14 protein-coding genes and 2 pseudogenes are annotated in these 14,118 nt (G+C 43.6%); 3 read left to right on the top strand and 13 right to left on the bottom strand.

Annotation, left to right across the window (positions count from 1 at the left end; all coding sequences use genetic code 11):
* Positions 1 to 121 precede the first annotated feature (121 nt).
* The 4 genes from ACERC8_RS01205 to ACERC8_RS01220 all read right to left on the bottom strand — a co-directional run bounded on the left by ACERC8_RS01205 (position 122) and on the right by ACERC8_RS01220 (position 5,445).
* Positions 122 to 1,252 carry a cell division protein FtsQ/DivIB gene (locus ACERC8_RS01205; protein ID WP_373658082.1) on the bottom strand — a complete coding sequence of 377 codons (1,131 nt, stop codon included), beginning with the start codon at positions 1,250 to 1,252 and terminating at the stop codon, positions 122 to 124.
* Positions 1,239 to 2,315, bottom strand: coding sequence for a UDP-N-acetylglucosamine--N-acetylmuramyl-(pentapeptide) pyrophosphoryl-undecaprenol N-acetylglucosamine transferase (locus ACERC8_RS01210; RefSeq protein ID WP_373658083.1), 1,077 nt, complete (start codon positions 2,313 to 2,315; stop codon positions 1,239 to 1,241). Before ACERC8_RS01210 ends, ACERC8_RS01205 begins: the two co-directional genes overlap by 14 nt.
* Positions 2,308 to 3,672, bottom strand: coding sequence for a UDP-N-acetylmuramoyl-L-alanine--D-glutamate ligase (murD, locus tag ACERC8_RS01215; RefSeq protein ID WP_373658084.1), 1,365 nt, complete (start codon positions 3,670 to 3,672; stop codon positions 2,308 to 2,310). Before murD ends, ACERC8_RS01210 begins: the two co-directional genes overlap by 8 nt.
* A 111-nt stretch (positions 3,673 to 3,783) precedes the next feature.
* Entirely contained in the window at positions 3,784 to 5,445 is a 1,662-nt protein-coding gene (locus tag ACERC8_RS01220; RefSeq protein WP_373658085.1) for an NFACT family protein, read from the bottom strand.
* A 217-nt stretch (positions 5,446 to 5,662) separates the two neighbouring features.
* On the opposite strand from ACERC8_RS01220, the gene ACERC8_RS01225 reads away from it, so the two are divergent.
* Positions 5,663 to 6,037, top strand: a complete 375-nt coding sequence (locus tag ACERC8_RS01225; RefSeq protein WP_373658086.1) for a VOC family protein — start codon at positions 5,663 to 5,665, stop codon at positions 6,035 to 6,037.
* A 179-nt stretch (positions 6,038 to 6,216) separates the two neighbouring features.
* On the top strand, positions 6,217 to 6,462 hold the full coding sequence (locus tag ACERC8_RS01230) for a recombinase family protein (protein ID WP_373658087.1): 246 nt from the start codon (positions 6,217 to 6,219) through the stop codon (positions 6,460 to 6,462).
* On the opposite strand, the pseudogene ACERC8_RS01235 reads toward ACERC8_RS01230, so the two are convergent.
* Both ACERC8_RS01235 and ACERC8_RS01240 read right to left on the bottom strand, forming a co-directional pair.
* Positions 6,404 to 6,580 (bottom strand): annotated as a pseudogene (locus tag ACERC8_RS01235) (glutamate--tRNA ligase family protein); the annotation flags it as partial. The gene ACERC8_RS01230 and the pseudogene ACERC8_RS01235 sit on opposite strands and share 59 nt — an antisense overlap.
* 439 nt (positions 6,581 to 7,019) lie before the next feature.
* Entirely contained in the window at positions 7,020 to 7,526 is a 507-nt protein-coding gene (locus ACERC8_RS01240) for a hypothetical protein (protein ID WP_373658088.1), read from the bottom strand.
* Between the two features lie 487 nt (positions 7,527 to 8,013).
* Here ACERC8_RS01240 and ACERC8_RS01245 point away from each other — a divergent pair.
* Positions 8,014 to 8,376, top strand: a pseudogene (locus ACERC8_RS01245) (transposase); the annotation flags it as partial.
* 57 nt (positions 8,377 to 8,433) lie between these two features.
* Here the strand turns inward: ACERC8_RS01245 and ACERC8_RS01250 are convergent.
* The 7 genes from ACERC8_RS01250 to ACERC8_RS01280 all read right to left on the bottom strand — a co-directional run bounded on the left by ACERC8_RS01250 (position 8,434) and on the right by ACERC8_RS01280 (position 14,116).
* Positions 8,434 to 9,624: an acetate kinase gene (locus ACERC8_RS01250; protein WP_373658089.1), complete on the bottom strand. Its 1,191-nt coding sequence runs from the start codon at positions 9,622 to 9,624 to the stop codon at positions 8,434 to 8,436.
* 150 nt (positions 9,625 to 9,774) lie between these two features.
* The gene (locus ACERC8_RS01255; RefSeq protein WP_373658090.1) at positions 9,775 to 10,719 is read right to left on the bottom strand and encodes a class I SAM-dependent methyltransferase; all 945 of its coding nucleotides are present in this window, start codon (positions 10,717 to 10,719) and stop codon (positions 9,775 to 9,777) included.
* Between the two features lie 223 nt (positions 10,720 to 10,942).
* Entirely contained in the window at positions 10,943 to 11,545 is a 603-nt protein-coding gene (locus tag ACERC8_RS01260; protein ID WP_373658091.1) for an AP2 domain-containing protein, read from the bottom strand.
* 153 nt (positions 11,546 to 11,698) lie between these two features.
* Positions 11,699 to 12,133 carry a hypothetical protein gene (locus ACERC8_RS01265; RefSeq protein ID WP_373658092.1) on the bottom strand — a complete coding sequence of 145 codons (435 nt, stop codon included), beginning with the start codon at positions 12,131 to 12,133 and terminating at the stop codon, positions 11,699 to 11,701.
* 47 nt (positions 12,134 to 12,180) lie between these two features.
* Complete coding sequence (locus ACERC8_RS01270; RefSeq protein WP_373658093.1) at positions 12,181 to 12,528, bottom strand: hypothetical protein; 348 nt, start codon at positions 12,526 to 12,528, stop codon at positions 12,181 to 12,183.
* A 536-nt stretch (positions 12,529 to 13,064) separates the two neighbouring features.
* Positions 13,065 to 13,793, bottom strand: a complete 729-nt coding sequence (locus ACERC8_RS01275) for a CHAP domain-containing protein (RefSeq protein ID WP_373658094.1) — start codon at positions 13,791 to 13,793, stop codon at positions 13,065 to 13,067.
* A 92-nt stretch (positions 13,794 to 13,885) separates the two neighbouring features.
* The gene (locus ACERC8_RS01280) at positions 13,886 to 14,116 is read right to left on the bottom strand and encodes a phage holin (protein WP_373658095.1); all 231 of its coding nucleotides are present in this window, start codon (positions 14,114 to 14,116) and stop codon (positions 13,886 to 13,888) included.
* Positions 14,117 to 14,118 lie beyond the last annotated feature (2 nt).

A 14,118-nucleotide genomic window follows, 5' to 3' on the forward strand; every position in this document is an offset into this window, starting at 1 on the left:
AAACACCTATGGTTAAGCGAGTTATCGCTTAACAAAAACACTTTATAAAAATTGTACAGAAAAGGGGTGACTTTTCACCCTATTTCTTTCCCAACACATCAGCAAACGGAGTAAAAGCTTTTTAGTTACTGTTTGATGATGAGGTGCTGCTGGTTTCTGTAAGCGTTGATGGCTTAGTGTCACTTGAGCTGCTGTTGTTGTTAAGATCTGCAAGTTCTCTGGACTCTTGTTCTTTACTGGCTTTGGTTTCAGCAGCTGAAGCTTCCAGTTCAGGCGTTGTCGTGTAAATGCCAACCTCCATATCGATAATTTGTGGATAGGTCAGCTTGTCTTTAATGGTTTTGTAGTAAGGGAGCTTTAGGCTGATTTCCGATAGGGGAATACGAACCGTGTGCCCTTCTGCCATCGTGAGCAAAAGCAAGTCAGGCGTTGACGCTGAATTAGCAAAGATAACTTGCTTGACAGACTGGCGAATGCTCGGATCAAGACTGATAAACTGTTTGATAAAACTAGCGGTGTCTTCTTGTTTGTCAAACTTTAAAGGTAGGCTACCCTCGGGAAGTTGACCATCACCTAGTGGAGCGACTTGCTCACCATTTTCTAAAATTGGTCGAAAACCATCCGCGGTTTCATTGTAAGCAACGATGGCGTTTTCTTCCACAGCGATAGCAAATTTGTTAGGAAATTGATAGGTCAGATTGGCTTTTTTTACCCAAGGATTCTTTTTTACAAGAGCTTTCTCATAGCTTTTTAAGTTGAAAAACGTATGCGTGATGTAGTCATCCGATGCGATTCCTGTTGCCTTGATGATTTCTTGCTCAACGGCATGTTGAAATCCTGACACAGTGACTATTTTCTGTTTGCTAAAAGGGCTGATGGTAAAGAGAGCCAATAACAAAACAATCAGAGCAGTAAAGATAATCGGCAAGGCTTTTGGCCATTTCTGTGATAGCCCTTTTTTTCTCACTCGCTTAACCTTAGGTGGTTCAACCGCTATCGAGTCAGGTGATACGGGTGTCTCTAAAGCGTTCGACGAATCAGAGCTGTCAACAGTTTTGTCTGTCTCAGTAGCTTCACCGTCAAGTGAGGAACTCGCTGATTCATTTTTTTGTAACGCTTCAGCTTCCAAACGCTCTTTTTCCGCCTGACGCTCCTTTTTTCGCTGTTGAAATTCTAAGTTACGTTTCTGCCACTCGGTCAACTCTGGCTGAGGTTTCTTTTTTGTCGATTCTCGTTTCTTAAATGTCGCCACATAACCCTCCTATCTCTGACAAGAGCAACTGATAAAAGCTGTCAACAGAGCTGATGTCAGTGCTTCGGGACATGGCAGAGCGGTAACTGTCTGCATATCTTAAGAGTTGGTTGACCTTGTCAAGCAGACGCTCAACGGTCAGTTCCTCTTCCAAAAGCTGCTCGGCATAGCCTTTCTTGACAAAATAGGCTGCATTCTCCAACTGATCCCCACGGCTGGCTTGTTTCCCAAGCGGTACAATCACATGTAGCTTTGCCATTACCAATAATTCAAACAAAGTGTTAGCCCCCCCGCGCGTGATGACCACATCAGCCTGCTCTAATAACGGCTGGTAGAGGTCGGTGGCATAAGCTAACCGATAACAGTTGCGTGAGAGCTGGTTCAGTTTTTCATCGCCTGTGATGTTGATGATATTATAGTGCTGACAGAGCTCTGGGTGAGCTGTGATAAAATCGTTAAAGACCTTGGCTCCAGCAGACCCTCCGACAAAAAGCAGTGTTTTGAGATTGGGGTCAAATTGCTCAAGAATTGGTCCCAAGTCAGTAGCAGAACCAGTCGTTGATTGATCAACCTTGGTCACTGCACCGACTTGCTGAACCTTGGCACTCTTTAGTGTTGGTGCAAAAGTCGTATACATCTTGGTCGCAAATTTGCTGGCAATCCTGTTAGCTAACCCCATGGTCAAGTCTGACTCGTGGATAAAAACAGGAACCCCCAGCACTCGGCAAGCAATCACAGGCGGAACAGACACAAATCCCCCCTTTGAAAAGAGAGCTTTGGGGCGAAGACCAGTGATAATCACTAAGGATTGTAGAATCCCAAAGGCAACCTTGAAAAGGTCCAGAACATTTTGCAGGCTAAAATAACGACGCAACTTGCCCGTCATGATGCCATGAAAAGTCACTGCATACCCTGATTGCTGGATTTGCTGGTACTCAACACCTTTTTTATCCCCAATGTAGTGAACCTCCCAACCATCGTGAAGAAGTTTCGGGATTAAAATCAGGTTGAGGGTCACATGACCAACCGTGCCACCACCTGTTAAAACAATTGACTTAGCCATGATAATCTCCTTGTAGTTGGTCAACGGCAGCAAGAAACTCATCGCCTCTGACTTCAAAGTTTTTGTACATATCCCAACTGGCATTGGCTGGGCTAAGTAAAATCACATCTCCTGCTTGAGCCTTGGCAAACGCAAGGTGAACAGCTTCCTTGACATCTTTGGCCTCTTGATAGTTAATCCCAGCTTTCTCACAGAGGGCAATCAGCTTAGGTGCTGCTTCGCCTAACACAATCATGCCTTTTAGACCTTCTACATGAGGCAGAAGATCATCAAAATCGTTGCCACGATCAAGCCCACCAGCAATCAACAACAACTGGTGATTATCAAAGCCAGACAGGGCTTTCTGAGTGGCTAAAGTGTTGGTTGACTTGCTATCATTATAAAAGGTCACGCCAGCAATCGTTGCTACCTTTTGCAATCGGTGCTTAACGCCACCAAATTGACTCAGAGCAGCGATAATGGCTTGATTCTCAATCCCTGAGAGTTTAGCAACAGCAATCGTTGCTAGTGCATTTTCAACGTTGTGGCTACCAGGAACGCCGATAAGATGAGCCGGCATGATGGCCTCTTCTCGGAAGTAGAGCTGACCATCTAAAAGATAAGCCCCATCAACAAGTCCAGTCGTCGAGATGGGAACAACTGTCGCGCTTGTCTGCTGAGCTAGTTCTCTTGCCATCGCCTGATCATGATTGATCACCAGATAATCTACCGGTGTCATATTGTCTTGAATGCGCCACTTGGCTGACACATAGTCTTCGAAGGTCCCATGATAATCAAGGTGGCCCTCAAAAAAGTTGGTGATCACTGCAATTTTAGGGTGAAACTGCTCTATTCCCATCAGCTGAAAGGAAGAAAGCTCCATGATAAGTGTATCTGTTGCTGTCGCATGAGCGGCAACTTTACTAGCTGGGAAACCGATATTGCCAGATAAGAGCCCTGAACGACCTGCCTGTTCAAAAACATCTGCAATCATCGTCGTGGTTGTTGTTTTACCATTGGATCCTGTAATCGCAATGATTGGTGCTTCTGAGTTCAAGTAAGCCAGCTCAATCTCCGTATAAATCGGAATCCTTTTCTCCTGAGCCTTTTGTATCATGTCGTTTGTATACGGAATCCCTGGGTTTTTGACGATGAGCTCAAAATTTTCATCGAGTAAGTCCAGTGGGTGACTGCCACAGATAACCTTGATGCCTGCTTCTAGCAAGTTTTGGGCAGCTGGGTTGTCCTCAAACGGCTTGCCATCATTGACCGTAACGATAGCCCCTAGGCGGTCCAGCAGACGTGCCGCGGCTTCACCAGATTTTGCTAAACCGAGAACCAACACTTTTTTGTTGTTAAATGACCGAATGTCTTTCATACTAATCGTCTTTCTTAGATATTAATTTGCTACCTGCTTATTTTACCATAAAAGGGCAGAAAAAGGCTAAATAAGCTGGCAGATTGCCTGAAAAACCAACTAAGGACGTTCCTAGTTGGTTTGTTTCATCTGTTTAATTTTGCCCTCATCAGGGGTCACGCGTAAAGTCTTTTGTCCTGTATAGGTAACAAAACCTGGCTTAGCGGCAGTCGGCTTGTGGAGCTTTCTGACCTCAATCATATCGACTTGAACCAAGTTTGACAAGCGTGCCTTCGAATAATAGGCCGCAAGCTCGGCGGCATCGGTCTTGACTTCATCTGATGGATCAAGATTATCCCTGATAACCACGTGGCTCCCTGGAATATCCTTGGCGTGAAACCAGAGCTCGTTTTTCTTGGCCAGCTTGAAGGTCAGCTCTTCGTTTTGCAGGTTGTTACGTCCAACCATGATGATGGTTTGACCATCTGACGCCAGATAGCTCTCAGGTTTTTTCCGTTTGTGAAGCTTATCCTGACTGCGACGACGGATAAAACCTGTCTGTACCAGTTCGTCACGAATGTCACTGATGTCCTCACGACTGGCTTGACTGAGCGCCAGTTCCACCGTCTCCAGGTAAGCGATTGTCGCCTTGGTTTCAGCAATCAAACCTGTCAAGTGCTTGACCGCCTCCTTTAGTTTCTGGTATTTCTTGAAGTAGCGCTGGGCATTCTGATTGGGCGTCAAGGCCTTATCAAGGGCAATCGTCATCGGCTCACCCGTGTAATAATTATCCAGCACCACGCTATCTTTGTCGTTTGGCACCTGATGCAAAAAAGTGGTCAAGAGCTCCCCTTTTTGACGGAAGTCCTCCGCATTCTCGGTCGCCAGTAGCTCGTCCTCCTGTTTGCCCAATTTCTTACGGTTCTTGGCCAGTTCATTATCAACTTTCTGCACCAAATCACTGGCCTGCTGAGCCACACGATCCCGCTCTGCCTTGTCCATAAAAAAGACATCCAAAAGCTCCGACAGGTTGTCATAGGGTTTTGGGCTATCGCCCCATAGCAGAGCAGCAAAACCTTTTGCCGTTAAGCTGGGTTGAGACGGTTGGGCAAAAAATTGACGGAAGGTTTTGAGCTTCTGGCTGCTGGTCATCAGCTCCTCAGACAACTTTTCCGCAGTATCCCGCCCCAACCCCTGAAAGAGGGTCTGCAGGTTTTTGCCTGTCAGCTCCTGCGTTTGCAAGAGGTCAAAGAGCTTTTCATCCCCAATGGTAAAGGGGTTGCCCTTACCTGTTTCAGGTGGTCTGAGGTAGTGACTTCCAGGCAGAATCGTCCGATAAGAGTTCTGCGAGAAACCGACATGCTTGATGGACTCGATGATTTTACCTTGGCTCTTATCAACCAAGAGAATGTTGGAATGCTTGCCCATGATTTCGATGACCAGGGTTACCTTGAGCTGGTCGCCAATCTCAGTTTTGTTAGAGACGCTGATTTCCAGAATGCGGTCATTATCCAGCTGGTCAATCGCCTCAATCACCGCCCCCTGCAGGTACTTTCTCATCAGCATGGTAAAGGTATTTGGTACCTTTGGGTTGTCAAAGTCAGCTCTTGTCAGCTGAATCCGACCAAAAACTGGGTGGGCAGACAGGAGCAGTTTATAGTTGGTGCGATGGTTGCGAATGCCCAGTACTAATTCGCGCTCGAAGGGCTGGTTGACCTTCTGGATACGACCACCTAGCAGATCTTCTTGCAACTCTTTCGTCAAATGGTGCAAAAAAAAGCCGTCAAAGGACATGGGTCACCTCTTTCTATGGTTCTCTTTCTTTTATTATAGCACAGGACATGCGCAAACGCATGAGGAAAATCTAGCTTTATCGTCCTGTGAACAGCTGCTAAGTCCGACTGAAATGCGTCACCGTCAGCCCTTCTAAATCACCATGAGAAGTTCTCTTTCTTGAAATAAAAACGTTTTTTCGTTATCATAGAAGTATCATATAGATAGGAGAACAGCGATGAAGCTATTACATACCTGTATCCGTGTCAAGGATTTGGATGCCTCAATTAACTTTTACAGCTCAGCCTTTCCCTTTAAGGAAGTTCGCCGCAAGGACTTTCCTGACCACAAGTTCACCCTTGTGTTTATGAAAACCGAAGGGGAAGATTTTGAACTAGAGTTGACCTATAACTATGACCACCCAGGCTATGACTTGGGCGACGGCTATGGTCACTTGGCTGTAGGTGTGGAGGATTTGGAAGCCAACCACGCTAGCCATATCGTTGCGGGTTATGAGGTGACCGACCTCAAGGGTCTCCCTGGTCAAGAACCCCACTACTACTTTGTCAAAGATCCTGATGGCTACAAAATCGAAGTCATTCGCCTGCATTAATCGTAGAGCAACCTACTGCTAGGCAATTATTAACCAAGCTGATCATCTCTGTATTCACTAACAGGAGGGTCGGCTTTTTTAGTACGCAACTAAGTTGCTGTGAAAGGTGGCGACGGTTTTTATCATAAGAATTTTGATACAATACTGTCCCTGCTGCAATGGTTGGTAAAGGAGACTGTATGTATTACTTGAAAAAATATCACCATCAGCCCAGCATCACGATCGGCTACGCCCGCGTCAGCTCTGCTGACCAGCATCAAGCGCTAGGACTAGCGGTTCAAAGGGAGGCCCTCAGCTTTTGCGACCTTATCTTTGCCGAGAAAGACTCAGGAGCTTACAACCATCGTCCCAAACTGGATAAAGCCCTTGAGACCGTTCATTGTCTTCGACATGGAGTTCACGGTCTGTGTCCTCAATACGAATGATAAAAGTACCACCATGATGACGAGCATAAATGTAGTTAAAAAGAGCTGTACGAGCGTTTCCGATATGGAGTATGCCTGTTGGACTTGGTGGGTAACGCACGCAAATTGGTTGTGACATCGTTTCTCCTCATTTATTTAGTCAATCCCTAGTATTAAAGCATAGCTAGATGATGAGATTATCCTTTGAACAACTTAAAAAACGCCCGATGAACGAGCGTCTGATTTAGTGTTTTCGATAATTGCAAAACATAAACAACATTACCGAGAAGAGAAAATAAGTCAAAAGCTGGTTCCTAGCAAGCAATGGTAAAGGGATTGCCAAACTATCTAGGAGAGTTTTTATGACAAATGAAAGCCCCAAACAAGGGAATAAACCGAAAATCCTCTCCTCTTCTTTTGTCCAACGAACACCTAAAAACGGTAGCGACAGAGGTAGAACGACCAACATCTGAACCAACTTTGGAAAGTTTTCTAAAAAACGACTTGGCAACAAAAGGAAAACAGCTCCGAGCACCATAGCAGTGAATGCCAATCGTTTCACATAAATACGCCAATGATTAGGTTGTTTTATGATCATAACTAACGTTTGGACCCCCTCGATAAGCTCTTCTAGCACGTTTGTGGAGAGCTATCCAGCCATTTCCATCAGTGTCAAGTGAAGTAGCGAGCATCTCACCAATACTCCAACCAATGCCCATAAAGGCCAAAATTTCATGTATTACTGAGACCGCTACTCCAAACCAACCTGCCAAAAAAGCTGTCGTAGCTGTAAATCCCGCATTTGCTAAATTAGCAACTGCTCCAGCTGGTACCGCGAGCCCTGTATATTGCCAATCATCATATACATGACGAAAACCTGTTCTGCCAACACTCTCTTTTACAAACTCCTGTCGGCTAACAAGCCCCGTATTATCTGTCGTTTCAATAATAGAACGGTTATTAACCGACGTAGAAGAAATCATATCATGCGTTTCTAAATTATAAATATCCGTCGCTAATACAATACCGTTTTCTCCTACAAGCATTGTGATGATATAGTTATTTTCAAAATAGGATTGCTCCACTTTATCTGGATTAGCCGCTTTAATCTCCGTAAATAATTACGAATGTCTAACAGAATCTGTTCCCGAAAACTCTAAAGCTTTAACAATAGAGATAGGTTGTATAAATATGCTCAACGCCATCAAAAATAGATAAAAAGCAGAAAATTTCTTAGACATCTTTATTCTCCTTTGACATAAGATGCTGGTATCTAACACCTTGCCTTTAAGTACGACTAACCTCCTTTCAATTTATTGACAAAGCACTTGTGCCTTTTTTCTCATTTTATCATATAAAATAAAAAAAGCAAGAAATTAGAAAACGAATACAAAACCTGTTAAAAAGTCCCACACTTCACTTTGAAAATAAAATACATAAAAAAGTGATCTACTCCCCTTATAGTGGACAGTGAAAAAACAAAAATTCACTAGAAACTAAAAGGGGAGTTTTCGTATGTCAAAAAGAAGTCCAAAATCAGTAGAGGAAAAACTAGAGATTATTATCAGCAAGCATAATGACAATCCTCTTGTTATGAAGAGCCTAAGAAATGCTATGGAAGCTAATTCAGATGCCACGCCACTTATCCCTAGTGAGCGTGACTCCCAATACACTTCACGGAAATATCGGATGATAACGACACAATATCAGATGACACGATCTATGTCACGAGTTGGCAAATGCATTGACAATGCGCCAATTGAGAGTTTCTTTGGTCACTTTAAAACCGAGTGCTATAATTTGAATAGTTACAAGACCTTTGAGGAATTGGTTACTGATATTGATGACTATATCTATTTTTACAATAACGAACGATTTCAAGAAAAGTACAACGACCTTGCCCCTCTTGAAATGAGGAACAAGGCCGTTGCTTAATCTTTTATTATTTCATTGTCCACTTGACAGGGTACCGTTCACATACCACTCCCTCAATTAGTTTTTCAACTTTTCAACATCTCGCGCGATAACCAACTCTTCATCTGTTGGAACCACGAGGACACGCACTTTGGCAGCTGGTGTTGAGATATCACCTGAGTTACCAAAAACATTCTTCTCAGGGTCAATGTCAAGACCAAACCATGTCAAACCATTGACGATTGATTGACGCACCAGAGCGGAGTTCTCACCGATACCTGCGGTGAAGACCAAAGCATCTGCACCATTAAGTACCGCTAGGTATTGACCAATAAACTTCTGCAAACGATTAACCAGCATATTGAAGGCTAGGGTACATTTTTCATCTCCTGCCGCAACACCTGCTTCAATCTCGCGCATATCACTGGATACTTCGGCAATACCGAGGAGACCGGATTGCTTGTTGAGGACGTTGACGACATCTGCAGCATCTTTTAGCTCTTCCACCTGCTCGATTAGATAAGGAATGATTGCTGGGTCAATATCCCCTGAACGTGTCCCCATCATCGGACCAGCAAGCGGTGTGAAGCCCATGGATGTGTCGACAGATTTACCACCATCAATCGCTGAGATTGAGATCCCATTACCGATGTGAGCGGTAATCAATTTTGTTTCTTCCAATGGTTTTCCAAGCAACTCAGCTGCCCGACGAGACACGTAGTAGTGGCTTGTTCCATGAGCACCGTATTTACGTACTTGATGATCTGTATAGAACTTATTTGGTACGGGGTAGCGGTAAGCAACTTCTGGCATGGTCGTATGGAACGCTGTATCAAAGACCGCGACGCTAGTGATGTCTGGTAAGATTTCCTTAAAGGCACGGATACCAGCCACGTTAGCTGGGTTGTGAAGTGGCGCTAAGCTAGATAACTTCTCAATACGAGCGATAGCTTCCTCATCCAAGAGAACTGATTCTTTAAAGTCTTCACCACCAGCAACAACGCGGTGACCGACGCCTGTAATCTCATCATAGCTACTGATAATCTCGTAGCGAATCAAATCATCTAGCAAAAGCTTTACAGCTTGGTTATGGTCAGCAATATCAAGGGTTTGAGATTCCTTTTTCCCATCAAACTTTACAGTTGAAATCGAATCTTTCAAACCGATACGCTCAACAATACCAGCTGCCAAGACTTCTTCTTCTGGCATGCGGTAAAGTTGCCACTTTAGGCTTGAACTACCTGCGTTGATTGCAATTGTTTTTGACATCATACACCTCTATTTTTTTTGTTATCCCTTACATTATAGCAAATTCTTATCAAAATGGCACGCCTTTGGACTATATTTTTTTGTGAGTTTGTGACGTTTTTAACAGTTGTTTCCCAGACATGATAGACTATAAACGATTCACAATCATTATTAGCTACTTTTCCAGGTCCTAAGAGCTTTCATAAATGCTCTTAAGGCATCGGGGTCTTTTAAATCAGTTAAGGGATAGATGAAGCTCTCCTTGCTCTTTTCTGCTTGCTTTTGCAAGATAAAAATCGATTTGGTCAGTTGCTGACCAGCAAAAAGGTTATCAGGCAAGGTAATCACACCAAGGATATTGGCATAGTCGCTTAGCCATTGTTTCAATAAATCTGCCTGCGGGCTTGTTAACAAGTTATTTGGCGCTAGAAAAATCGCTAGTCCTCCAGGTTTTAAGTACTTGAGCGATTGTTCCATGAGGAGATGATGCGCATAGGTTTTTTGCCCTGTTGAGGCCACCTGATAGCGGCTAGCAATCTCTTCATCAGGGTAATATCCAACTGGCAAATCAGACAAAATCACATCGCTCTCTGGCAAATGCTGCGGACGAACAGCGTCGCCTTGTACCAAAGTCAACGGTAAACCAGCAATCTCAGCCATGCTAGCCGATAAATCAATCAGCAAGTCATCCAGCTCAATGCCTGTATAAGTTAGCTGCTTGCTGGTTTGGCTGAGCAACGTTAAGGCCAGATTGCCCGTACCTGAACCGATTTCCAGAACATCCAGCTGAGGTTTATCCGTCAGGACTTCAATCAAGAACAAGAGGATAAAGCCCAGTGAATCTGGGGTGAATTGATGATTAGGCTGGAGCTTATCTGTCTGACTACCCTTGATGAGTAGGAACTGATAAACACGTCGCCAGTCCTCAGCACTCAGTTTAAGGTCACGTAGGACTTGATGGCGCTTGGCTAGGTGCTCGCTTGCTGTTTCTTCCCCAAGATAGGACGCATTTTGCTCAATCAAGGCATCAAAGAAATGGGTTGATAAGGCCGTTTGCAGATCATGGGTATTGTCCAGCACCAGCTGGTAGGCCTGTTCGATTTTAGTTAATGTCATGGGTTGCCTTTCCAACGTTTTTGGTCTCATTATACCAAAATTACCAAAAACCCTCCACTATCGTATTTATTAGACTACCTCCCCCTAAAATCACGACCTCTGGACAAGGTCCTTTTTCTTTATCTACTATATTCCTACTGTATCTTACTGTATTCTACTATCTCTACTGTATCTTGAGCCTATCTTGAGAACACAAAAAAAGCCAGAGGAGCGTCTGGCTTTTTTACTTGCCCCAGTACAAAATTTCAGCTTTTCTCCTGATTAGTGCCGCCTCTTCCAAAGTCAAAGCACTTCCTAAATATTTTTGCTTCTTGTCTATATTGATGTATGCAACATAACGTTGTTTTCTTTTTGAATAATAAACACCTCGGACCCCTGTCGAACTTTTGGCAGTGGGCTTTGTTGATTTAAGTGCTTCAAAATCCGTGATAGAAGCCATGTATTCTTTTGATGCGCCCTTCTTTAAGCAACCACAAGACTTATTTAGCTCAATCTCGTTAGAGTTTAGAACTATTTCATTCTCACAATGTTTGCAAGAACAGACCCAATCAACCCTCTGTTTTTCGCTTCCTTTTTTATATAAAACACGAAAATTGTCATTCTCAAAACCTGCTAGATCTTTGTAACGCTCTCTCCTCTTTTCGTCGTTTAGGCAACCGCAAGATTTTGTAGCGCCTGATTTTAAAGCGGCACCGCGGATGTCTTTAATCGTTCCACAATCGCATTGGCATTCCCACGTTATATGTTTTCTTGGCGCTCCTTCTTTGACCTCTCTTAAAACAACCAATCTACCAAACCGTTGCCCGGCTAAGTCCATTTTCAACATTTTGTGCCTCCTTCTTTGTTATTTATTATAATCGATATGTCAACGCCTTTATCCAAGTTTTTTGACTTTTTTACAAAAAAATGATAATCTTTAAGAGGTGGCTTCCTCGCCACCTACCTTACAAACAAAAGCTGGCATCTTGCCAGCTTTTTTCTATTCAAGATAGAACGACTTCATCTCTGTTAATACCGCGGCGGTCCGAGCCTTCTCGGCTATATCGCCTTCCATGATGTCGCCTGGATTGTAGTAATAATCAACAATTGGACAAGCGCCCAGTGCTTCATTAAACTCTCCTCGGACAATGTAGATATATTCGCCTGTGAGGCCTTCGGCCAAATCTCTCTCGAGCTCCTCTATGAGCCCGGAATAATCATAATTGATTTTAAAATTCCCGTCGTTTATCCAGCGTTGAATTTTCATAGCTGTGTCTAATGTAATGTTACCTATAGATTTTATTCCCATTGCCTTTTCGGGATTTCTAAATCTTGAAACAGTTGCTTTTGACACTCCAGTCTCTTTTTCTAAAAAGTTCGCTGGAATAGCTTTGTCGCTAAGAACCAATTCTACTTGCGAAGTGTTTATAATCATTGCTCCGTTCCTTCCTTATGTTGTTATTTGCTACAGCGGATAGATGACTAAATAACTTCAAACTCTTGATAGTATGCTTGAGAGTTAGCAGAACGAATAACAAATTGCCAATCGACATCGCTAAATGTCTCAAAGATAGCTTCCCAAGAGAAATTCTCGAAAAGTGATTCAGCTTCAGCGTCTTTATCATCTTCTAAAAGTTGCTCGTATTCAACCTTGAAGTCTTCAACATCTTTAGAAATTTTGGCGATTGCATGAAACAGTTGTCCTTCTAAATTCCAGTAGCCATCTGCCAACTCCTGATCAATCATTTGCTCCATCAAATCCCGATAGCTGTCTGCTTCGATTGCATAAGTTGAGCGTTTGTCTGTTGTTTTCCCTGTAAATTTAATCATTTTGTAAGTCCTCCTTGTTTTTACTTGAGATTTTTTATCTCGTTTACCTTACAACTATATTATAGCACCATCGTTGATATATGTCAACACTTTTATTCAAGTTTTTTTTATTTTTTTACAAAAAAACCTCTGGATTGCTCCAGAGAGATATCGACATTTATATCCCGTGAAGTAGCGTGATACCTTCTATCAACAATCTTTTTAACAATCACAGGATAATCTTTCGCTAAAAATAAAAAAGCACGGGTCGGATAATCCTCCGACCGAGGCTAACGATTAAGGTTAGGAGCCTTAACTCCCCATTGTGCTTCCTAGGCTTCTCGCAAGGGAACAGTTCTTAAGCTCTGCCAAGCCATACAGCGTGCTTCAGCTGTACGCTCCTAAGGAGTGAATGGAAGAAAGGAGGTGGTAAGTGATAAGCTTACATTCTTTTTTCCATAATCATTATTTCATATCTGGCAATCTCTTGTCAAGCAAAAACTTCTAAATAAAATACAAAAAAAGCCCTTTGGAGCAATCCAGAGGGCTTAGTTTATCTATGCAATTTTCCCCCACAAGGAGACACGATTCCCCTTGCTGTCAACCTGACCAATAGCCATATAATTTCGCTTACCGCTGCGTCCGACAAACGAAATCCATCGATAGCCACCAGCTGTCAACTTGCCATCGTAGTGGACAACTTCACCAATCTGATAAATTGCCACCATATCGCCCGTCAATGACGGGGCTCGACGAACATTGATAGCTGTCTGCGTTAAGGTAAACGTCCCTTTCTCAGCTACCAGCTCCGTCTCAGTTGCCTGCGTAGGTTCGCTATCGGCTACAGCAGCTTCCGTGCTATCTCCCAGCACGATAAAGCCCATCATCTCGCTGAAGTTGCGCTGATGGTACCTAGCAGGACTACCCACGTTCAAATCACCTGCCAGATTTTGCTCAACTGTAATCATGGTCTCGCCATCGCTATCCTCGATGACAATCCCTGTATGCCCATAGTTGACCCCATCACCCGCCACATAGCGCATGACAAAAATCCAACCTGACTTAGGCTTGATACCTGGAGAGTAGTCAACCACCTTGAGCCCTTGACTTCTCGCACTATCCAGCAGATCAGCCGCATTGCCCCAAAGGTCAATGCCAGCCCACTTCTTTGTCACAAAGCAAGGCAAATCTGCACACTGAAAACCATAGGCACCATCCTTATCGACACCAGCACCAGCATTCGCTAGATTCCGTGAATATAGCGTAATCTCATTCAAAACGTTCATTTTTCTTTCCTTTCTCTTCTAAAAACGGGAAGACACTGCCAAACACTAGCACCAAAGGCCACAGTGAAATAGCCAGTAATCCCCACATCACCTTAGCGCTTTGGCGAATCATAACCTAGCGCCCTTTGACTATCGCTTAAGCCGTTTGTTGTCGGGTCGGTCAAAACCCCTAACAAAGTCAGTAGCGTTAACACAGTATTGACAACATCTGACACATTGTCAGGCAATTTAATACCCAGTTGCTGAGCCAGCAAGATGCATGTTGCAAAAATCGCTGTCAGAGTCGCCTTATTCTGCAGTCGCAGTTTCCAATTGATTGTCATAT

The organism is Streptococcus sp. E29BA (assembly GCF_041807805.1).
GTDB lineage: Bacteria > Bacillota > Bacilli > Lactobacillales > Streptococcaceae > Streptococcus > Streptococcus entericus.